At 52.1% G+C, this 19,432-nt stretch carries 20 protein-coding genes; 8 read left to right on the top strand and 12 right to left on the bottom strand.

Annotation, left to right across the window (positions count from 1 at the left end):
* Both WFL93_RS07905 and WFL93_RS07910 read right to left on the bottom strand, forming a co-directional pair.
* Positions 1 to 783, bottom strand: coding sequence for an ABC transporter ATP-binding protein (locus WFL93_RS07905; protein WP_336777784.1), 783 nt, complete (start codon positions 781 to 783; stop codon positions 1 to 3).
* Positions 776 to 1,693 (bottom strand): carbon-nitrogen hydrolase family protein, encoded by a 918-nt coding sequence (locus WFL93_RS07910; RefSeq protein ID WP_336777785.1) that lies wholly within the window; start codon positions 1,691 to 1,693, stop codon positions 776 to 778. Before WFL93_RS07910 ends, WFL93_RS07905 begins: the two co-directional genes overlap by 8 nt.
* 137 nt (positions 1,694 to 1,830) lie before the next feature.
* On the opposite strand from WFL93_RS07910, the gene WFL93_RS07915 reads away from it, so the two are divergent.
* A complete protein-coding gene (locus tag WFL93_RS07915) occupies positions 1,831 to 2,496 on the top strand; it encodes a helix-turn-helix domain-containing protein (RefSeq protein ID WP_336777786.1) in 666 nt (221 codons plus the stop codon).
* 38 nt (positions 2,497 to 2,534) lie between these two features.
* Entirely contained in the window at positions 2,535 to 2,996 is a 462-nt protein-coding gene (locus WFL93_RS07920; protein WP_007885200.1) for an OsmC family protein, read from the top strand.
* A gap of 1 nt (position 2,997) precedes the next feature.
* Here the strand turns inward: WFL93_RS07920 and WFL93_RS07925 are convergent, their stop codons facing one another.
* Positions 2,998 to 4,074, bottom strand: a complete 1,077-nt coding sequence (locus WFL93_RS07925; protein WP_049853140.1) for a diguanylate cyclase — start codon at positions 4,072 to 4,074, stop codon at positions 2,998 to 3,000.
* 174 nt (positions 4,075 to 4,248) lie between these two features.
* Complete coding sequence (locus WFL93_RS07930; RefSeq protein WP_336777787.1) at positions 4,249 to 6,084, bottom strand: methyl-accepting chemotaxis protein; 1,836 nt, start codon at positions 6,082 to 6,084, stop codon at positions 4,249 to 4,251.
* A gap of 361 nt (positions 6,085 to 6,445) precedes the next feature.
* On the opposite strand from WFL93_RS07930, the gene WFL93_RS07935 reads away from it, so the two are divergent.
* A complete protein-coding gene (locus WFL93_RS07935) occupies positions 6,446 to 7,516 on the top strand; it encodes a CDP-glycerol glycerophosphotransferase family protein (protein WP_336777788.1) in 1,071 nt (356 codons plus the stop codon).
* Between the two features lie 40 nt (positions 7,517 to 7,556).
* Here the strand turns inward: WFL93_RS07935 and WFL93_RS07940 are convergent, their stop codons facing one another.
* Together WFL93_RS07940 and WFL93_RS07945 are read right to left on the bottom strand one after the other, a co-directional pair.
* A complete protein-coding gene (locus WFL93_RS07940) occupies positions 7,557 to 7,952 on the bottom strand; it encodes an adenylyltransferase/cytidyltransferase family protein (protein WP_336777789.1) in 396 nt (131 codons plus the stop codon).
* Between the two features lie 495 nt (positions 7,953 to 8,447).
* Positions 8,448 to 9,497, bottom strand: a complete 1,050-nt coding sequence (locus WFL93_RS07945; protein WP_336777790.1) for an NAD(P)-dependent alcohol dehydrogenase — start codon at positions 9,495 to 9,497, stop codon at positions 8,448 to 8,450.
* Positions 9,498 to 9,608: 111 nt separating this feature from the next.
* Between WFL93_RS07945 and WFL93_RS07950 the strand changes: the two genes are divergently transcribed.
* The gene (locus WFL93_RS07950; RefSeq protein ID WP_049853136.1) at positions 9,609 to 10,040 is read left to right on the top strand and encodes a winged helix-turn-helix transcriptional regulator; all 432 of its coding nucleotides are present in this window, start codon (positions 9,609 to 9,611) and stop codon (positions 10,038 to 10,040) included.
* On the opposite strand, the gene WFL93_RS07955 is transcribed toward WFL93_RS07950, so the two are convergent.
* Entirely contained in the window at positions 9,982 to 10,806 is an 825-nt protein-coding gene (locus WFL93_RS07955; RefSeq protein ID WP_336777791.1) for a helix-turn-helix transcriptional regulator, read from the bottom strand. The two genes, WFL93_RS07950 and WFL93_RS07955, sit on opposite strands and share 59 nt — an antisense overlap.
* Before the next feature lie 103 nt (positions 10,807 to 10,909).
* Here WFL93_RS07955 and WFL93_RS07960 point away from each other — a divergent pair, with 103 nt between their 5' ends.
* On the top strand, positions 10,910 to 11,797 hold the full coding sequence (locus WFL93_RS07960) for an SDR family oxidoreductase (RefSeq protein ID WP_336777792.1): 888 nt from the start codon (positions 10,910 to 10,912) through the stop codon (positions 11,795 to 11,797).
* A gap of 69 nt (positions 11,798 to 11,866) precedes the next feature.
* Here WFL93_RS07960 and WFL93_RS07965 read toward each other — a convergent pair whose 3' ends face one another.
* Positions 11,867 to 12,688: a Cof-type HAD-IIB family hydrolase gene (locus WFL93_RS07965; protein WP_336777793.1), complete on the bottom strand. Its 822-nt coding sequence runs from the start codon at positions 12,686 to 12,688 to the stop codon at positions 11,867 to 11,869.
* A gap of 127 nt (positions 12,689 to 12,815) precedes the next feature.
* Positions 12,816 to 13,454: a TetR family transcriptional regulator gene (locus tag WFL93_RS07970; RefSeq protein WP_049853132.1), complete on the bottom strand. Its 639-nt coding sequence runs from the start codon at positions 13,452 to 13,454 to the stop codon at positions 12,816 to 12,818.
* Between the two features lie 92 nt (positions 13,455 to 13,546).
* Between WFL93_RS07970 and WFL93_RS07975 the strand changes: the two genes are divergently transcribed.
* Positions 13,547 to 14,215 (top strand): O-methyltransferase, encoded by a 669-nt coding sequence (locus WFL93_RS07975; RefSeq protein ID WP_336777794.1) that lies wholly within the window; start codon positions 13,547 to 13,549, stop codon positions 14,213 to 14,215.
* A gap of 33 nt (positions 14,216 to 14,248) precedes the next feature.
* On the opposite strand, the gene zigA is transcribed toward WFL93_RS07975, so the two are convergent.
* The 3 genes from zigA to WFL93_RS07990 all read right to left on the bottom strand — a co-directional run bounded on the left by zigA (position 14,249) and on the right by WFL93_RS07990 (position 17,625).
* Positions 14,249 to 15,469 (bottom strand): zinc metallochaperone GTPase ZigA, encoded by a 1,221-nt coding sequence (gene zigA / locus WFL93_RS07980; RefSeq protein ID WP_336777795.1) that lies wholly within the window; start codon positions 15,467 to 15,469, stop codon positions 14,249 to 14,251.
* A 180-nt stretch (positions 15,470 to 15,649) separates the two neighbouring features.
* Positions 15,650 to 16,756 carry an ABC transporter substrate-binding protein gene (locus WFL93_RS07985; protein ID WP_336777796.1) on the bottom strand — a complete coding sequence of 369 codons (1,107 nt, stop codon included), beginning with the start codon at positions 16,754 to 16,756 and terminating at the stop codon, positions 15,650 to 15,652.
* 116 nt (positions 16,757 to 16,872) lie between these two features.
* Positions 16,873 to 17,625 (bottom strand): IclR family transcriptional regulator, encoded by a 753-nt coding sequence (locus WFL93_RS07990; protein WP_336777797.1) that lies wholly within the window; start codon positions 17,623 to 17,625, stop codon positions 16,873 to 16,875.
* Between the two features lie 391 nt (positions 17,626 to 18,016).
* Here WFL93_RS07990 and WFL93_RS07995 point away from each other — a divergent pair, with 391 nt between their 5' ends.
* Both WFL93_RS07995 and WFL93_RS08000 read left to right on the top strand, forming a co-directional pair.
* A complete protein-coding gene (locus WFL93_RS07995; RefSeq protein WP_008109150.1) occupies positions 18,017 to 18,409 on the top strand; it encodes a RidA family protein in 393 nt (130 codons plus the stop codon).
* Positions 18,410 to 18,551: 142 nt separating this feature from the next.
* Positions 18,552 to 19,388, top strand: a complete 837-nt coding sequence (locus WFL93_RS08000) for an ABC transporter substrate-binding protein (protein ID WP_336777798.1) — start codon at positions 18,552 to 18,554, stop codon at positions 19,386 to 19,388.
* Positions 19,389 to 19,432: the final 44 nt, after the last annotated feature.

Raw genomic sequence — 19,432 nt, forward strand, 5'->3', positions numbered from 1 at the left:
TTAGTTAACCGGCTCAGGTTGCGTGCCGATGCTGCGCCAGATGCGCTCGTAATATTCATTGAAGCGCGGCGCCAGGCGGCGTTCGGGAATAGATAAGCTGTCGGTGCCGAGATCGACCTTAATTTCCTGCACGATCTCTCCTGGACGCGCTTTCATTACGTAGACGCGATCCGACATCGTCACCGCCTCTTCGATATCGTGCGTAATGAAAATCACCGTTTTATGCTGCTCCTTCACCACGCTGAGCAACTCGCTCTCCAGCGCGATTTTCAGCGGGTAATCCAGCGCTTTGTAGGCTTCATCCATCAGGATGATTTCCGGGTTGGTCACCATGGTGCGCATTAGCGCCACGCGTTGGCGCATGCCGCCGGACAATTGCGCAGGATATTTCTGTTCAAAGCCGGTCATTTTGTAGAGCTCAAACAGTTCACGCGCTCTGGCGCGCGCTTCGGCTTTCGGCGTGCCGCGTACTTCCAGGCCGAGAATCACGTTGTCGATCACCGTCCGCCACGGAAACAGTAGATCTTTTTGCAGCACATAACCGAGTTCCGGCGATGGCGTGCCGGTGGTTTCACGATTCTTCAGCAGAATGCTGCCGCTGTCGGGCATGAGCAGGCCGGTAATAATGTTGAACAGCGTCGATTTGCCACAGCCGCTCGGCCCCACAAACGAGACGAATTCATTTTGGTTAGCGTGGAAGTTCAGGTTACGCAGAACCGTCACTTCGCCGCCCGCCGTCGGATAACTTTTATGGATGCCTGCGGCTTCCAGTACCTTAGTCATGGTTTTCCCCCAGAGGTCGCGCATGGCGATTTTGAACCGTCAAGGGTGAAGGCGGCGCCTGCACCGGAACGTAATCTTTCAGGAAGTGATAACCGAGATAGTCGCTGCTGCGCGCACGCAGGATGGCGGATTGGATCTCCACGTTGGCCAGCGCCATGCCTTCGCGGCTGCCGCTGTCGGCAATAATCTTGCCGAGCGGATCAATGATGCGACTGTGGCCGTGATAGTGCAGATTGCCGTGCTGCCCGCACAGATTGGATTCGACCATCCAGCACTGATTCTCCAGGGCGCGCACCCGGCCAAACAGCGTGTAGCTATCGACCATGGGGTCGGCATCCTCAGCGCTGTCATCACCGCCGTAGCCCCACGCGGTGGGCATGATCATGATGTCCGCCCCTTTCAGCGCCAGCTCGCGCGTACTCTCCGGGAACACCTTGTCGTAACAAATCAGCATGCCGATGCGACCCAGCGCTGTGTTAAACACCGGGAAGTCGCTGCCAGGATAGTAAACGTGCTTCTCATCGCCCGGCTGATGCACCTTGCGATATACGCCGATTAAACCTTGCGGCCCCAGCAGCACCGCGCTGTTGAACAGCACTTCGGCACGTTCGGGGTGGCGCTCCGTCATGCCGAACACCACATGCAGGCCAAGCTGAGTCGCCAGGCGCTGCAGTGCCTGAACGCTTTCACCCTGCGGCACCACTTCGGCCTGTGCCATTTGCCACGCCACCGCATCGCCGTTCCAGTTGAGCGTGTCTGGCAGATAGCCCTGTAAAATCTGCTCTGGAAATACCACCAGATCGGCACCTTCCTGCGCCGCATGCTCCATCCACGCCAGCAGGTTATTGAGATTGCGAGCTTTATCGTAAAACGCCGTTAAGGTGACGCTGGCAATGGTGATGGCGGTCATGACTACAGCTCCCAGAAGTTTTTTTCTAAGCTGCTACGTAACTCACACTATGACCAATACAATTTTCTTATAGGAAATTTTTTATCATATGTGAGAAATTAGTGTTCATATTCACTCTGTGGAAGAGAGTCAGCACGATGAAAACCACCCGACAGCATGAAGCCTCCGGGCTGGGCGCAGCCACCACCGGCGAGCAGAATTTTGGTATGCGCATCAAGACCCTACGTCAGGCGCGTGAACTCACGCTGGAGCAGGTTGCCGAGCTCAGCAGCGTATCGATCTCCACGTTGTCGAAGATTGAGAAAGGCCAGGTTTCGGCGTCGTTCGATACCATCGCCAAAATCGCCAGCGCTTTTGATTACTCGCTGGCCGAACTCTTTGCTGAAGAGCTGCCTGATTCACCGCTGACCCGCGGCGCCATTCAGGGGCGTCGCACTTATACGCTGGCGGGCAAAGGAATTGCATTCACCAATCCGTGGTTTCGCTATGAAGTGCACGCCGCTGAGCTGCTGGTAAAAGGCATGATTCCGGTGGTGATGGGCATTGAAACCCAGCAATTGCCGCCGCCAGAAGCCTGGTCGCAGCATGCGGGCGAAGAGTTTATCTACGTGCTAAGTGGTGAAGTGATGTTGCACACGCAGCTGTACGCACCGCTGCGGCTGGCCAAAGGCGATAGCGCCTATATCGACAGCACCATGCGCCATACTTTTGTGCGTCTGAGTGATGAAGCCGCCAGCTTGATCTCCATCTGTCAGACGGAAAAGCTGGATATTGAGGATCTGGCGCGCGGGGCGCCATGTTAGTCTGCTGAGGCATTGTTCATTCGAAAGGAGCTTCAGAAATGGCAGCACGGGAACATCATTATCAAGTCACGGTTCGCTGGACCGGCAATCGCGGCAACGGCACGGCATCCTATACCGCTTACGATCGTAACGCAGAGCTGATTGCCGCAGGAAAAGAGACGGTGGCGTTGAGCGCCGATCCGGCATTTCGTGGCGATGCGGCGCGCTGGAATCCGGAAGAGTTACTGCTGGCTTCAGCCTCGGCCTGCCACAAATTGTGGTATTTGCATCTCTGTTCAGATGCCGGGATTGTGGTGGAAGCGTATGAAGATGCGGCAGAAGGCACCATGATTGAAGGGACGCGCGGTCGCTTTACCCAGATTACCCTGAAGCCGCGAATTACGCTGCGCGACCCGGCAGATGCGGACCGCGCGCGCGCGCTACATCATCAGGCACATGAGGCCTGTTTTATCGCCAATTCGCTTAACTTTCCGGTAAATTGCGCACCCGAGTTCAGTTAAGTCAGGCCGCGCCGGCCAGCGAGGGTTGCCATAAGCGCACACCGTTGCGTCCGGCGCGTTTCACTTCGTATAGCGCCTCATCAGCATGTCGCAGCCATTGACGGATTGATTCCGCATGTGCCGCAGAAGCAATGCCAATACTCACCGAGCAATGAAACTCCGCTGAAGCCGGTAGGCGCACCTGCGCTATTTTCTCTTGCAAACGCCTGGCCAGCGCCACCACCGATTCGTCGCTGGCATGGTGCACAATCACGCCCAGCTCATCGCCGCCAAAACGCGCCGGGATATCCTGCAATCCTACATGGTTACGCAGCAACGCCGAGATCTCCGCTAACAGGAAATCGCCCGCCTCGTGACCCCAGGTATCGTTTACCGATTTGAAGTAATCGAGATCCATTAGCAATAAATAGCCCGCGCTGTCACCGCGCCGGGTACTGAGAAATTCACTTTCCAGCCGACGTTCAAACAGGCGACGGTTAGGGATCTCCAGGCCCGGATCCATCAGCGCGATGCGCTCCAGCTCACGATTTCGTTTGCGCAGTTGCCAGGTAAGATTGTATGACGTGACGCTCAGCACCAGCATGTAGCAGGTTGCCAGCGGCAACGTTAACCACACGGTTTGCGTGCTAAACGCCAAATGCACGCCTGCACCATCCACCAGCCATACCAGCACAAACGCAAACAGAAAGGCCTGCATCGCGGCGATTAACTGTGCCGCGCCGCCAGCGGCATAGCGATCGGAGGCCAGCACCGCCATGATGATAAACGAGGGCAGCGGACTTAACGCCATCAGCGCCACCCAGATGCCGCCAAATGCGGCGTCAAGGGTGAGATTATGTCGCTCGCTGGTCGTAGAGTCCTCGGCGCGTAGCGCGCGGCGATAAGCCAGCCACGGCCAGAAAAAGGCATTCACGAATAACAGCGCGCTAAATCCCACGCTGCGATTCATCTCCATCAATACCGATAGAATCGGGAAAAAACATAAAATCGTGCCGAGCTGACGCATGATGAACATGCGACGTACGAAGCGTTGGGAACGCCGCTTCAAATGGCTATCGTCAGGTGAGTAGTAGTTCATGCATGGGAGATATCAGGGCGACAAGAATTGCAGTTTAACGGGAAAAAGTAGCCGCGGATCGCTTTATTTTAAGAATATTTACCTTGCGCTTTACTAGAAGAACAAAAATATCGCATTGTGTGCAAAAGAGAGGCAGTGGAGATCAGTCTGGACCGACGTCCACTGCCCTGTGGCCTAGCGTGCCGCGCCCTGCAATCGGAACTGCGCCACCAGCCGTTCCAGCATCATCGCCTGCTCTTCCAGCGAATTCGCCGAGTGTGAAGAGGCGCTTACTAGCGTGGCGTTCTGCTGCGTGGTGGTATCCAGCTCGCCGACCGCTCGGGCGATCTGCTCGATGCCGCGGCTCTGCTCATCGGACGCCGCTGAAATCTCCCCCATAATCTCATTCACGCGCGCAATGCTGCCGAGAATGTGATCCATGGTTTCACCGGCGCGCGCTACCTGCTGGTGGCCATTGCTGATGCGGCCCACCGATTCGCTGATGAGCTGCTCGATATCTTTCGCAGCACCAGCACTGCGCTGGGCCAGATTACGTACCTCGCTGGCGACCACAGCAAAACCGCGTCCCTGCTCACCGGCACGCGCCGCTTCCACCGCAGCGTTGAGCGCGAGGATGTTAGTCTGGAAAGCAATGCTGTTAATCACGGCGGTGATATCGGCGATTTTCTTCGAGCTTTCAGAGATTTCGCCCATGGTATTCACCACATCGCGCACCGCGATGCCGCCTTTATTGGCATTGTGTGAGGCTTCAGCGGCGATCTGGCTCGCCTGACGCGCATTCGCGGCGTTATTTTTCACCGTGGCGGTGAGCTGTTCCATGCTGGCGGCCGTTTGCACTACTGCCGCAGCCTGTTGCTCGGTGCGCGATGACAAATCCAGGTTACCCTGATTAATCGCGCTGGCCGCCTGCGATACGCTACTGACACTGCTCAACACATCGCCAATCATGCTGCGCAGGCGTTCGTTCATGCGACCCATCGCCGAAGTCAATTTACCTAATTCATCATGCCGGTCAGTAGCAAACTGCGAACTGAGATCGCCATTGGCGATACGCTCCGCCAGTTCCAGGTTGTGGAAAACCGGACGCGTAATCTGGCGGATGATGTACCACGCCACCAAAACGCCAAACAGAATGGCCAGGCCACCTATCAGCAACGAAATCGCCGCCGAGCCGTTGGCCAGTTCATCGTTACGCGCTTTGACGATGGTAATAATCTGTTTGATTGCGGCGCTGCTCTTATCGCCTGCCACTTTAACGGTGTCTTCCGCGCTACGCAGTTGCCCATAGGCATCTGCCGCTTGCAGGCTCAAACTTTTGAATTTTTGTGTCTCATTCCACAGCGCGTTAAATTCACCCTGCTGTTCTGGCGGCAGCTGTGCAAGTAAAGCTTTCATACCTTGATCGGCCTGCTGGAAATGGTTCTCCAGCGTTTTACGCAGCGCATCGCTGACGTTAAAGCGCAGCGCCCACGCCTCTTCACGCACATTACTGATGGCAAAAAGCTGCTGATAAATTTGGTTGGTGAGATCGGGATTGGTGACGGGAGTGCGGATAAGTTGGGTGTAGCGTGACGTCATATCCTGCTGACTTAAGCTATCAAGCTGCGAGCGCAGGCTGTTGAGTTGCTGCGTGGCCTGCGTCATTGCGCCGATACTGTTGTGGAAACTGGCGAGATGCGTCGTCAATTCATCAACCCGCTCTTTGGCACCTTCTGTCCAGGAGAGCTGTTTCGCTTCACTCGTCAACTGTTGCGCGTGAGTGACGTAGTTCGCCATGACCTGACCGGATTTGTCATCACCATAAAGATATTTGAGGCGATTAATTTTGGCCTGAAACACTTCAATATTGATGTCATAAATCAGGTTGGTTTTCTGATAGATGTCATGAATGGCGTTAAAGCGCTGCACGCTTAATCCGGTGGCTAGCGCCACTAACAACAGTACGATGCCGAATCCTGCCGACAACTTACGGGTAATGCGCACATTACGTAAACGGGATACCAGCCCCATGTTCCCTACTCCTGCGTTTGTTGTTTTTGTAGATTTGTAAGGGAGTTATCGGAACACGGCGGAAAATATTTATTAGGGATTGCGTTAAAAGTGATTGCAGGATGTGACGCACTTCCGAAAAGTCGCATGGATAGGCTTGCTATAACGGTTACCTGACGAAATAAGATATGAAAGCGGCTAAAATGCCCTGCCATACTTTCATATCTTGACTATTTTCTCGTGGTATTACCTTTTCCGCTACGGGAAATGTGGCTTCCGCAGCATCCGCCGTTCCGCGTTGAATTCCCCGTCATGACACATTTTTTGTCTGGCATGGTTTTTGCTTCATACAAACATCATTCTGCTCAGGATTAAAATAATTATGTCATCTACTACGCTCAATAAAGGACCTGCTGTAGGTTTTTTTATGGAGACATCGTTTCATTATGATGTCTATCGAAACATCATTCTGAAACTACTTGATAGTAAAATTTCGTGCGAAATTATTATTAATGACTTGATAGAAGATGATTTTGTCAAAAACATGCTCGATTTCTTACGCACAGTTAAGGTTAAAAAGCTAACCTGTTCTTTGCTATCCACGGTAATAAAACAGTCTAAAACATACTTATGTCTTGTTAGTCCTTATCACCTTCCCTATGCTCAGGATATGGCCAGAGTTCATATTCGTACCGTTTATGGTCTGGCTAAAAACGAATGGAATCATGCTGAATGGAATAAAAAATATCACTCTATTTTATGTTATAGCCACTATACGGAAAAATCATTAAATCTTCCTGCGCGTGTTAAGGTTGTCGGTAATCCGCGCTTTGATGACTGGCATAACAAGACTTATTCGCAAGATATTCCGGATAATTTGAAACTATCTGCAACCAAATCCACGCTTCTTTATGCGCCTACCTATGGCGATCTAAGCTCATTACCACACTGGGCAGAACGGCTGGGCCGTCTGAGCACTGAATACAATGTCATCACTAAATTGCATCATGCGACCCTCTATAAAGCGAGTGAAAGACAGGCACTCAAAACGGCCAAGCGTTTCCTGAAAAGAATTGTAGTGGATAATAGCGCCACCTTTGCACTGCTAAAACATGCAGATTATGTCATTAGCGATAATAGTGGTTTTATTTTTGACGCCATCAACGCAGATAAAAAAATTATTTTACTGGACTGGGAAGGAATGGGTGACTTACTAAAAGATAATAAATCCTATAGCAATCACCAAAGCCCGGAACAACAAGTTCGACAATTTCTACCCGTAGCGCGTGATATGCCAGACATCAGGCATTATTTATCTGATGAGTATCCCTGGCGCAACAATATTGACACGCTGCAAAATATCAAGACTGAGTATTGTGATGCATTTAATGATGGAAGCGCGGGTATGCGCGCAGCACAGGTCATTGTTGATGCTATACAAGCATTAGACTGAAAGCGGCTACATAAACATCAGTCTGGTGACAGGATTGATGTTATAACCGCTTTTTTATCACCTCAATCAGCGATGTGGTTGAAATAGTCGGCGTGCGCTCTAGATAAACGACTTCAGCCAGCGATGAGAAGTGGTCAAACTTGCCTTTCCAGTCATCACCCATAACTAAAATATCTGCGTTATATTGTTTAATATAGTCAGGCTTTAACTCCAAAGACTCTTCCAGAAAAACCTCATCAACATACTTCATGCTCGCGATTATTGATAACCTGTCACTCTCTTCATAGATCGGATAGCGTGCTTTTTTATGGAAATTCAGTGCATCTGATGAAACTCCCACAATCAACCGATCGCCCAGCATTTTTGCGCGTCGCAAAATATTCACATGCCCTACATGGAAAACGTCAAAGGTGCCAAAGGTAATAATTATTTTCATTTCATAGCCGATTGAAAGAGAGAACAGATAACCTCTTATTTCATCGTGAAAATCATTTCACGCGTCGGAGGTACATCCTACATTGCGCCAATCTTTGCAATTTATATGCCATAAAAATAACAGAGTTTTTTCAATGATATAGAGTTTTAGCTTTATCTCTCCAGGAAGAAGTTTTTCCTTGAAAAGGAATTAAACACTAGCGGATATAAGGGGGAGGATGTCAAAACTTCACGATGTAAAATGCATAGGATTTCATCGTGATTGACCACATCTGCCAACCTCCCCTGATTAAACAATGCATTTGCAGAAGTCAAAATTCGGCGCTGTTCAATCTATGCATTACAGTATGTTGTAACTATATGGCGTAATTTTGATGAAGGGAGAATTTCAGAACTTTATCTTTGCTTATTTCCAACCACATCAATCAGTTATAGCCCTTCCGATGTGGCGATTTCAGACTGAAACCGCCCATGCCAAGGCACGGGCGGTACTTTTTTACCAGTGAGTCGCTTGCATATCGATAACGAAGCGATACTTCACCTCGCCTTTCAGCATACGTGCAAAGGCCGTTTCAATCTCTTCACCGGCAATCAGTTCGATATCGGCGGTAATGTTATGCTTGCCGCAGAAATCCAGCATTTCCTGGGTTTCCTGAATGCTGCCAATCGAAGAACCGCTGATGCTTAATCGACGATTTACCATTGGCGTCACGTTAGGCGACTGATGCGGTTGCTCCGGAATCCCCACCAGCACTAAACGGCCGTTGGTTTTCAGCGTGGCGAGATAAGGATCGAGATCGTGTGGTGCAGAAACGCAGTCAACGATGAAATCCAGTGACGTTTGCGCGGCGGCCATCTGCTGCGCATCACGGGAAACGACGACGCGCTTCGCTCCTAAGCGCAATGCGTCCTCACCTTTAGCAGGCGAAGTAGTAAATAGCGTGACCTCTGCGCCCATCGCGCTCGCCAATTTAACCGCCATATGACCCAAGCCGCCCAAACCGACTACGCCAACTTTATCACCGGCTTTAACATTAAAGTGACGCAGCGGTGACCACACCGTTACACCGGCACACAGCAGCGGCGCAACGCCGGCTAACGGCAATGTCTGCGGTACCGAAACCACAAAATGCTGATCAACCACCACGTTTTGCGCATAGCCGCCCCAGGTGCTGTCGCCGGTGTATTTATCGATACCGTTGTAAGTCGCGACGAAACCGGATTCGCAATACTGCTCTTCTTTATGCTGGCAGAAATGGCATTCACGACAGGAATCCACCATCACGCCCACGCCTACTACATCGCCGGCTTTAAAATTCGTCACATCCGCACCGGTTTCCACCACACGTCCGATGATTTCATGGCCCGGCACCAGTGGATAACGGCTTACCGCCCATTCGTTACGTGCCATATGCAAATCGGAGTGGCATACGCCACAGTAGAGAATTTCAATTTTGACATCCTGCTGCTGCAGCGGACGCAGCGCAATCTGACTGGATGAGAGAGGTTTGGTCGCGTCGTGCGCCACTAATGCATTGATTTTCATACTGCCTCCAAAATGGGCTGGCGTTGGCTAACTGAAGGCGGCAGACTATAGTGAACATGGTGCAGAATTGATAGTAGTTACCATTTGGTAACCATACAGGAGGCGCATACGGTGCCCGCAATCGTTGACGGTAAACTATTTTTTTATGCGGATTCGCCGCCGCGACGCTTAATGGATCTGTTTTCTGTGAAATGGAGCAGCATGGTGCTGCATGCGTTGTATCACTGGCCGAATCACCGTGCACGCACCGGTGAGTTACAGCGCAGCCTGCAGGGGATATCGAAGAAGATGCTGTTTCAAACGTTGAAAGAGCTGGAGCAGCGCGGGCTGATCGCCCGCCATGTTTATGATGTGATACCGCCGAAAGTGGATTACCGCTTAACGCCGCTCGGCATGACGTTCGCGGCACCGATCGAGCAGATGTATCAGTGGGGACTGGAAAATCAGGCGGCGCTGGATGAAATGGAAACCTGCTATCGCCATGCTAAGGACGCGTCATCAGTCGAGCCACACAATCTCGATCGCGCTGCTGACGCGGATTAAATACCACCAGACTCAAGCCGGGTTTGCCCTCCACGGCAAAGGTGCTGTACTCCAGCTCCAGCACGCCTTCGTCCGGCAGCCACAACTGTTTGATGCCTTCGCCATGCTGGCTAACTTCCTGCGATTGCCATAGCTGGCGGAAGGTTTCGCTCATTTCGCTCAGCTCCTCTACCAGCGCGCGCACATGCTCGCTGGCACCGGTGCGCGCCACGTCCGCACGGAAGTTGGCCACCATGCCGCGAGTGACCTGATGCCAATCGGGTAAACGTTTTTTCATCTCTTCGTTGCGGAACATCATCAGCAAAATGTTGCGCTGTTCCGGCGGCAACTCGGCGTAATCCACAAACACTTTGGTGGCGGCACGATTCCACGCCACCACTTGCCACTCAGCGGTCTTCACCAGCGCGGGCGTGTGTTCCATGCTGTCGAGCACGCGTTGCAGCGAAGGCGAAACGTCTACGCCTGCTTGCCAGGTCACGCCCGGCAGCCGGTTCTGCGCCAGCAAAAACAGGTGATCGCGCTCAGCAGCGCTCAATTCTAATGCTTTGGCCAGGCGTTCCAGCACCTCTTCAGAGGGCGCGCCACCTCTGCCCTGCTCCAGCCACGTGTACCATGTGGTACTGACGCAGGCGCGCACCGCCACTTCTTCCCGACGCAGGCCCGGCGTACGACGGCGGAGCAGCGTGTAACCGAGTTTCGCTGCATCCAGCCGCTGGCGGCGTTCACGCAGATAGTTGCCGAGCACATTGTCATCTTGCTGAGTCATGCCTTCATCCTGTTAGTGCGTATACCTGTATAAGCTCACGGCTTTTCGCCGCCACGCAGACTTTTATGATAGTGCTTCAACTTTGAAAAAGTGGAGCACGATTATGCGAATTTTTGTGACTGGGGCGAGCGGATTTATTGGTTCCGCCATTGTGAAAAAACTGCAGGCACGAGGCGCTGAAGTGCTGGGTTTAGCACGCAGCGAAGCTTCAGCAGAGAAATTACATCAGCAAGGTGTGCAGGTAATACGCGGTGAGCTGGAAGATCTCGCCAGCTTACGCAGTGCGGTAGAGCAAAGCGACGGCGTCATTCATGCCGGATACATCCACGATTTTAGCCGCATGGATCATGCTGCCGCAGTCGATCAACGCGCTATTCTGGCAATGGGCGACGTGCTGGCTGGCTCCAACCGCCCGCTGATTGTCACCACCGGCACCGCGTTAGTCGCACCAGGACAACTCGCCACCGAACAGATTCGTCCGGCAGCGGGCGCACATCCACGGTCTAATTCTAACGTCGCCGCATTGGCGCTAGCCGATCGCGGTGTGCGCGTGGCGTTAGTTCGCTTGCCGCCGACGGTGCATGGTGCGGGCGACCATGGTTTTATCCCGATGATCATCAATATGGCGAAGGAAAAAGGCGCAGCGGTATATGTCGGCGAAGGAGAAAATCGTTGGCCTGCGGTGCATCGCGACGATGCCGCCGAGCTATTTTGCCTTGCCGCTGAACAGGCTGAACCGGGTACCATTCTGCATGCCGTGCAGGAGGAAGGTATACCGTTTCGGCAGATTGCCGAAACTATCGGTGCAGGATTAGCGCTGCCGGTGAAGAGCCTGACGCTGGAAGAAGCCAAAACCTGGCTGGGCTGGATGGCTTTCTTTGCGTCGGCTGATAATCCTTCATCCAGTGCGTGGACGCGCCAGACATTTAACTGGCAGCCAAACGGACCGGGTTTACTGCAGGATATGAATGAGGCGGGATATTTTAGTTAGCCTGTTTAGGCATTGAAGCGGCGCAATTTATTGCGCCGCTTCAGGATGTGCAGTGAATGAACGGCGTACTTAACTAAATGGCTCTTCGCGCGCCAGCAGGCGGGCTATCACATTCAGTGCGCCTTCATCATTATTGCTTTCGGTTCTGTAACGCGATACCGCGCTCACCGGTGCGGCGGCGTTAGCCATTGAGAAGCTATAACAGGCCTGACGCAGCATTTCGATGTCGTTGGCACTGTCACCAATCGCTACCACTTCACAATCATCAATACCCCATTTTTCCTGCAGCAATGCGATGCCGTGTGCTTTATGGCAGCCAGGAATGATCAGGTCGACAAAGCCAAATCCGCTGGAAACCGGATGCATAATGTTTTCAATCGCGCCCAGTTCGGCGTGCAGGCGCTCCATCAAAGCCTCTACGCCTTCATGCGCCAGATTCAGGGAAAACTTGAAGATGGTGTCATCGATATCGTAAAGATTGTCGCGCTTTTCCAGGCGATGGTAGTGATTCGCCAACATACCAATCACCTCATCGGGCATCGATGTGTGCACATAGGCGCCGTTACGGCCGCACACTACCGTGCTAATGTCCGGCTCTTTGGCCAAAATATCGAGGATTTGATGCACGCGCTCCGGCGCCAGTTCGCCGCAGAAGATCTCTTCATTATTATCAGAAACCCAGGCGCCGTTTTCCGCTACAAAGGCAATCTCATCTTTGATATCAGGAAAATAGCGCTGCAGTTGATAATATTGATTGCCGCTGGCGACCACGAAACGAATGCCCTTCTCTTTCAACAGCGCATACTGACGCGCAAAGCGTTGCACGTTGTACTGCTTATTGTCGTCGAGAAACGTTCCATCCATGTCCACTGCAATCATTTTCACTGCCATTTTGCTCTCCCGTATTTGCTCGCCATTGGCTTTAAAAAGGTCTTTGTTAAGCTTACTCGCGGTGTGGATTATTGAGAATGTGAATAATGAGTTTGATCACCGCTTTCAGAGATTTCCAGTCCATCTTTTACTGTAAGTCAGCGCCTTTTTCTCTGATCCAGGCACAGAACATCTCCGCCATGTCATGTGCATAGGCTTTAATCTCAGCGGCCGTGCGCGGCGATTCAGAAAAATGTTTACCCACATTGCCTAGCGTGCTGTTGATCAAATCGGCGGCACGCGCCCGATCTTCCTCCTCCGAATGCGGCAGCAGTTCAAGCAGGAAATCACTGATAACGTTCTCGCCGGCGGCTTGTGCTTCCTGAACTTCCGGGGCATCGCGATAGAGCGGCGCGGCATCATTAAGCGCCGTGCGCATCGCAGCTTCTTCACATTCCGATTGCAAAAAAGCCAGAGTGAGATCGTGCAAACGCTGGCGCGGTGTAGCGGCGCTATTGCGTAATATCGCGCCTAATAGATTGCCGGTGCGCTGCCACTCTTCGCTTTGTAATCTGAAAAGAATAGCGGCCTTATTGGGAAAATATTGGTAAAGCGAGCCAATACTTACGCCCGCGCGCTCCGCCACGCGCGCGGTGGTAAAACGCGTGGCGCCTTCCTGCTCTAAAACCTGAGTAGCGGCTTGTAAAATAGCCGAAACCAACTCGCTGGAGCGCGCTTGCTTTGGCCGTTTTCTCTCAGAAATCTTAGCGTTACGTCTTTCCGTCATCAGTAACTCCAGAACACGAATAGTGAAATGCGAATGATTCATCGTATTCTGTTCGCACAGCTTAATCCACTTTTTGATATACGGAAAAAACCATGAACACCTTAACCTCCGCGCCATTAGCCCCGTTGCTGAACTACCTGTTTGAGCTCGCCGATAATATGGCCCATCCCACTAATGAAGCGTTTAGAACGATGTCTGACGCAGAGCAAAATCGCCTGCTGCGTAGCAAAACTGATTACATCGAACTGTATGCTCACCTGAAAGATGTGCCGCTGGCGATTTCGCGCGAAACCGGCAAGTTGCTCTATATGCTGGCACGCAGTAGCAGAGCAAAAACGATCATCGAGTTTGGCACCTCGTTTGGTATTTCCACGCTGCACTTAGCTGCAGCGCTACGTGATAACGGCGGCGGTAACATCATCACCTGCGAATTCGAGCCGGGTAAAGTGGCTCTGGCGCGCAATCATTTCGCTGATGCCGGCGTCAATGATCTGATTGAAGTGCGCGTAGGTGATGCGTTAGCCACCTTGAGCAGCGATTTACCTGCATCCATTGATATGCTGGTGCTGGACGGTGCGAAAGCGATCTATCCGGAGATTCTGGCGTTAGTGCAACCGTATTTGCGTCCCGGCGCGCTGATCGTCGCGGATGATGCTGACTTCAGCCCGGAATATCTCCAGCTGGTGCACGGCAGCGGCGAATTCATCTCGCTGCCGTTTAATGATGGCGTGGAAGTGTCGATGTGGTTGGGGAAGCCTTAGGGAGGCCGGCAAGCCTCCCGCAGAGGTAACGTATTAATTAAACCACGGCTGGAACGGGTCGGGGAGTTCTACCCAGCGATCCGGCCCAGACGCCATCTCGTCATCGGTTAACAGCGCATTTTCCAGCTTGTCGCGCAGCACCGCTTCATCCATATCGATACCGATAAATACCAGTTCCTGGCGCGCATCACCGCTACCATCAACCCAGTTATCGAGAATGTACTGCAGGTTTTCTTCGTCTTGTGGCCAGCGCTCTTTCGGCACGCTGACCCACCACATTCCCGCTAAGCCCTGACGTGACACACCACCCGCTTGTGACCATGAACCGGCATGACGTGGACGACTGGCGAGCCAGAAATATCCTTTGGAGCGCACCACGCCGTTGAGCTCGTTTTCAATCACTTGGGAAAAGCGCACTGGATGAAAAGGACGGCGCGCACGAAAGACAAAATTGTGAATGCCATACTCTTCGGTTTCCGGCGTGTGTTCGCCACGCAGCTCCTGCAGCCAGCCTGGCGCCTGCGCCGCAGCGTCAAAATCGAATAATCCGGTGTTGAGTACCTGGTCCAGCTCCACTTTGCCATATGCAGAGGTGATGATATTGGCGCGCGGGTTGAGTGAGGTCAGAATCGCCATCAGACGCTCCTTTTCTGCCTCGTTTATTAGATCCGTTTTATTCAGGATCAGCACGTCGCAGAATTCGATTTGATCGACCAGCAGATCCACCACCGTGCGCTCATCTTCTGCACCTAGCGACTCACCACGTGACTGAATACTTTCATTTGATTCATAGTCGCGCAGGAAATTGAAACCATCGACCACCGTCACCATGGTGTCGAGCGACGCCACTGCAGACAAACTCTGCCCTTCTTCATCGGCGAAGGTAAAGGTTTCGGCTACCGGCAGCGGTTCGGAAATCCCGGTGGATTCAATCACCAGGTTATCGAAACGCCCCTCCTTTGCCAGACGGTTCACCTCCAGCAGCAAATCTTCACGCAGCGTGCAGCAGATGCAGCCATTGCTCATTTCCACTAGCTTCTCGTCGGTACGCGATAGCTCCGCCCCGCCGTCGCGCACCAGCGCAGCATCAATATTCACCTCGGACATATCGTTGACGATCACCGCCACGCGAAGGCATTCGCGGTTATTGAGAATGTGGTTGAGCAGCGTGGTTTTACCCGCGCCGAGGAAACCGGAAAGCACGGTGACCGGCAGTTTTTTGTATTCGCGGGATGGATGGTTTTTTGCAGACATGACAACTCCTTCAAAAGACAAAGTTCACAACATGGAAAGACAAGTGTGCTGATGTTTTCGTTATGTTATAACATAACAATTAATATTGTCATTGAGGAATGTGGGTTGATTGCGGATAGCCGCTATAAAACCAGAGTGGGAGAGGTAAGGTGCGCATTGTGCGCACCTGGCAAACGAAGATTACTGATTGTTGGGGTAGCTCAAGTCAATCGCGTCATCCGGCAAGGTAGTGAAGGTTTTCACGAGGGTGCGGAAATCTGCGTTCGGTGTCAGGTCGGCAAACTGCTGCGGATAAAGATCTTTCGCCAGAATTTCCATGCCAATGATGTTGTACGGGTGATTATAGAAGTGGTGATAAACGCCATATACGCGCCCTTCTTTCACCGGTTCGATCTGCGCTAAACCGGTGCGTTTCAAAAGCGTCTGGAAGGTTGCTTTAACTTCTTGCGGCTGGACGCCATAACCAAACGGCAGCACGTTGGCATTCGGACGCTTAGAACCGGTCATGATGTAAACATCAGGTTTCATAGCAATGATCTTTTCCAGTGCCACAAACCCGGCATTACCTGGCAGTAACTCCGATCCAATATTCTTCCCGCCCACCGCTTCCACCAGTCCACCCCAGCCGTTGTGGCTGTGCGTGAAGCAGCAGTTATCGCTATTACCGGCGATCGGTTCGATGAAGACGGTCGGCTTGTTTTTCACTTCAGCCACGCCTTTGCTAATGCGTGCAAATTTTTGCTGGTAGAAATCTGTGTAGGCGGCAGCCTGGCTTTCGCGATTCAACACTTTACCCAGCAGCGTGACGCTCGGCGCAGTGTTCTGTGCCGGGTGCAGTTCGTAATCAACAAACACCACAGGAATATGCAGATTATTCAGGGTGCCGAGCACGCCAGACTGCTGTAATGCCGGTTTGGCGCGCAGCTGCGCAATCATCAGGTCCGGCTTCTGCGCCAGTACGCTTTCAAGGTCGACCTGGCCCTGATCGTTAAAGCCCATATCAACAATTTTGGTTGCTTCCGGCCAGCGCCCTTTCAGCACATTCCAGAATTGCGTGTCCTGCTTTTTCGGCAAGTTGTTCCACGCGACCACGCGCTTAAATGGATCGTCCCGATCGAGCAGCGCCAGCGTTAAGATGTCGCGCCCGTCCTGCAAGATGATGTGCTGCGGCTCTTTGCTGATAGTTTGCGTGTTGCCGTCCATATCGGTGACGGTGAGCGGATAGGTGGTGGCGGCAGCCGCCGTTGAAGCCAGTAACCCCATTGCCAAAAGCAGGCGCGTTTTCATGCCAAAACTCCGTGGTAAGAAGAATAGTTATTATTATCAATTACCTTAACACAACCTTAAGTGACGGAAATAAACGCCACTTCAATCAGTTGTAACGGAGTTTTGCATTTGGCTGGCTAGGTGAAATCTGACAGCTTTTGCCCTGAAGTGATCAATTCCTGTAGCAGCATCTGACGCCGTTCCTGCGGCGTATCGCGACTAACCATAAAGCAGATCGCCGCCACCGCCTGGCCGCTGCGCGAACGGATAGGCGCCGCCATGCAGCAGGTGAAGCTCTCGGACAACCCTTCTGTCATGCAGTAGCCGAGTTTACCGGCATGATGGATTTCATTGAGAAACGCCTGTTTGTCGAGAATCTGACCGCTGGCCAGACGATAATCCTCTTCGGGGATCAGCTCCAGGATTGCGCTATCTGACCAATTACTTAGCAGCAAGCGGCCCGTTGCCGTCCAGGTAATCGGCACGCGCACGCCAATATCAGAGGTGATTTTAAATGGATGCGCATTACTTTCAGAAAGTACCACGGTGTATTTGTTGCCCTCCAGCATACAGAGCTGCACGGTTTCACCGTGTCGCGCCACAATCTCCACCATCAGCTCATGTGCCCGGCGAATCAGATCATTGTGCGCCATATAATCCGCACCGTAATAGTGCATCTCCCGGCCAAAAAACACCGCGCCCTCTGCATCCAGCTCAACTAAACCGGCTTCACTCAGCAGGCTGACTAATTCATAAATGCTGGATCGCGGCGCACCTGTCGCTTCGATCAGATCGCGCATTGACATCGGTTGGCGAGCGCTATGCAACTGCCGAAATATATCGATAACCCGGTCAACGCCGCGCGCCCGCGAGGGTTTTTCATCCGGCATACACTCACTCTCCTGTTGCACTGATACCAATAGTTAAGGCGATAAAAGAAAAACATCATACACCGCACACCTGCTTTTACCCATCCCGGATTAAATAAAAATTAATTATGACCACTTTATTAATGCGTACAGTTTTGGGGCCTCATTATGGCGCATTGCATCTCTACGGATTTTATAAAATCACGATAGCCATCACACTATTATTTTTAATTCTTACTCACAGAGTTTTATTTTGCGATCCCGACGACATCACAAAAAATTAAATAGCCTTTCACATATTGCAAATGAAAACGTCCTGTGCAAATCTTGCCCTATCCGGTATTGCAGATAGCAATCTGATATACCAGACAACACAGAATGCGCGTCCATGCGCAAAAAGGAGCAGCAGGGAATGACGATTAAACGTTATGGCGTTGAAGGCGGAACAGGAACCGGCGGGCAAAAATTACCGTTCGCTCGGGCAGTTGAGGCTGATGGCTGGCTCTATATCTCCGGCCAAACCCCGATGCGCGACGGTGAAGTGGTAGAAGGCGGCATCATCGAACAGACGCAGCTAGCCTTCGAGAACTGCCTGACCATCATGCGCGAAGCCGGTTACCGTGTAGAAGATGTGGTACACGTTACTGCCGTATTAACCGACGCACGCTATTTCAGTTCATTCAATAAAGTATTCAGTGAGATATTCAGTGGCAATCCGCCAGCGCGTATTTGTAGCGTGCAGGATTTGGTCGTCGACTGCAAAGTTGAAGTAGATATGAAATGTTTCCGCGCCGACCGTAAATAATTATTACCGTTAAATCAGGCTGGCGAAATTTTACTTTCCGCGCTCACACCAGGACAGCCTGTTATTAATTGATGCCTTTCTATTTTGCTGTTGAATAACGGCAATAAGCCGTCTCGTCAAAATTCTTTAAGAGAGCATAGATATGAAAACAACATCGCTAAAAACAGGCGTCAAGGCGGTAGCCAGTGCGCTGGTATTACTGACTGTGGCGGGTTGTACGCCAACGGAAGAAAAAAAAGAAGCCGGTGCGGCACCGCAATCGGCCCTGCAAAGCGTATTGCAGCGTGGCACCTTGCGCGTGGGTGATTGCCTGAGCTTCGCACCGTTTGGTTTTTACGATAAAGACGGCAACCCGGATGGCTACGATGTTGACCTTGCCAAAGCGCTGGCCAAAGAGATGGGCGTGAAGCTGGAAATGGTCAATACCACCAGCGCCAACCGTATTCCTAATCTGCAAACCAATAAAGTGGATGTCGTGTTCTGTAATTTCACTCGCAATCTGGAGCGCGCCAAAGAGATTGGTTTCACCCATCCGTATGTGGTGGCCAGTGAAGCGATGCTGGTACGCAAAAATAGCGGCATTCAATCGGCCCACGACATGGGCGGCAAAACCATTGCCACAGTGAAAGGCTCGACCAACGGCGACGAAGTGCGCAACCTGGGTATCGACGTGAAGATTCAGGAATATGACTCATCGCAGGCGGCGATTCTCGCGGTGAAACAGGGCCAGGCCGATGCGATGATCGAGGATAACAACTTCCTCGCCTATCAGGCCAAGCTCGACCCCACCTTAACCGTCACCAACGAAGCGCTGGTCCCGCTGGAGTACAACGCTTTCGGCGTGAAACAGGGTGACCAGGTGTGGACCAACTATCTAAACGAATTCCTGTTTGAAATTAACGCCTCTGGCGAAAACGCCCAGCTGTATCAGAAATGGTTTGGTAACAAACCGCGCTACCCGCTGAATCCGCAATTTTGATGGCACGCGGCGCGGCAGTTGATGCTGCGCCGCCCCAAGGAGCA

This window comes from Pantoea sp. USHLN256 (assembly GCF_037149875.1).
Lineage (GTDB): Bacteria > Pseudomonadota > Gammaproteobacteria > Enterobacterales > Enterobacteriaceae > Pantoea > Pantoea nemavictus.

What these genes read in the sequence shown, in the direction of transcription:
- WFL93_RS07940 (WP_336777789.1), bottom strand. Translation starts at nt 7,952, where the DNA reads ATGAAAATAATTATTACCTTTGGCACCTTTGACGTTTTCCATGTAGGG.
- WFL93_RS07930 (WP_336777787.1), bottom strand. Translation starts at nt 6,084, where the DNA reads ATGGGGCTGGTATCCCGTTTACGTAATGTGCGCATTACCCGTAAGTTG.
- WFL93_RS07905 (WP_336777784.1), bottom strand. Translation starts at nt 783, where the DNA reads ATGACTAAGGTACTGGAAGCCGCAGGCATCCATAAAAGTTATCCGACG.
- WFL93_RS07975 (WP_336777794.1), top strand. Translation starts at nt 13,547, where the DNA reads ATGAACACCTTAACCTCCGCGCCATTAGCCCCGTTGCTGAACTACCTG.
- WFL93_RS07965 (WP_336777793.1), bottom strand. Translation starts at nt 12,688, where the DNA reads ATGGCAGTGAAAATGATTGCAGTGGACATGGATGGAACGTTTCTCGAC.
- WFL93_RS07955 (WP_336777791.1), bottom strand. Translation starts at nt 10,806, where the DNA reads ATGACTCAGCAAGATGACAATGTGCTCGGCAACTATCTGCGTGAACGC.
- WFL93_RS07920 (WP_007885200.1), top strand. Translation starts at nt 2,535, where the DNA reads ATGGCAGCACGGGAACATCATTATCAAGTCACGGTTCGCTGGACCGGC.
- WFL93_RS07970 (WP_049853132.1), bottom strand. Translation starts at nt 13,454, where the DNA reads ATGACGGAAAGACGTAACGCTAAGATTTCTGAGAGAAAACGGCCAAAG.
- WFL93_RS07925 (WP_049853140.1), bottom strand. Translation starts at nt 4,074, where the DNA reads ATGAACTACTACTCACCTGACGATAGCCATTTGAAGCGGCGTTCCCAA.
- zigA (WP_336777795.1), bottom strand. Translation starts at nt 15,469, where the DNA reads ATGTCTGCAAAAAACCATCCATCCCGCGAATACAAAAAACTGCCGGTC.
- WFL93_RS07960 (WP_336777792.1), top strand. Translation starts at nt 10,910, where the DNA reads ATGCGAATTTTTGTGACTGGGGCGAGCGGATTTATTGGTTCCGCCATT.
- WFL93_RS07935 (WP_336777788.1), top strand. Translation starts at nt 6,446, where the DNA reads ATGTCATCTACTACGCTCAATAAAGGACCTGCTGTAGGTTTTTTTATG.
- WFL93_RS07945 (WP_336777790.1), bottom strand. Translation starts at nt 9,497, where the DNA reads ATGAAAATCAATGCATTAGTGGCGCACGACGCGACCAAACCTCTCTCA.
- WFL93_RS07910 (WP_336777785.1), bottom strand. Translation starts at nt 1,693, where the DNA reads ATGACCGCCATCACCATTGCCAGCGTCACCTTAACGGCGTTTTACGAT.
- WFL93_RS07915 (WP_336777786.1), top strand. Translation starts at nt 1,831, where the DNA reads ATGAAAACCACCCGACAGCATGAAGCCTCCGGGCTGGGCGCAGCCACC.
- WFL93_RS07985 (WP_336777796.1), bottom strand. Translation starts at nt 16,756, where the DNA reads ATGAAAACGCGCCTGCTTTTGGCAATGGGGTTACTGGCTTCAACGGCG.
- WFL93_RS07990 (WP_336777797.1), bottom strand. Translation starts at nt 17,625, where the DNA reads ATGCCGGATGAAAAACCCTCGCGGGCGCGCGGCGTTGACCGGGTTATC.
- WFL93_RS08000 (WP_336777798.1), top strand. Translation starts at nt 18,552, where the DNA reads ATGAAAACAACATCGCTAAAAACAGGCGTCAAGGCGGTAGCCAGTGCG.
- WFL93_RS07995 (WP_008109150.1), top strand. Translation starts at nt 18,017, where the DNA reads ATGACGATTAAACGTTATGGCGTTGAAGGCGGAACAGGAACCGGCGGG.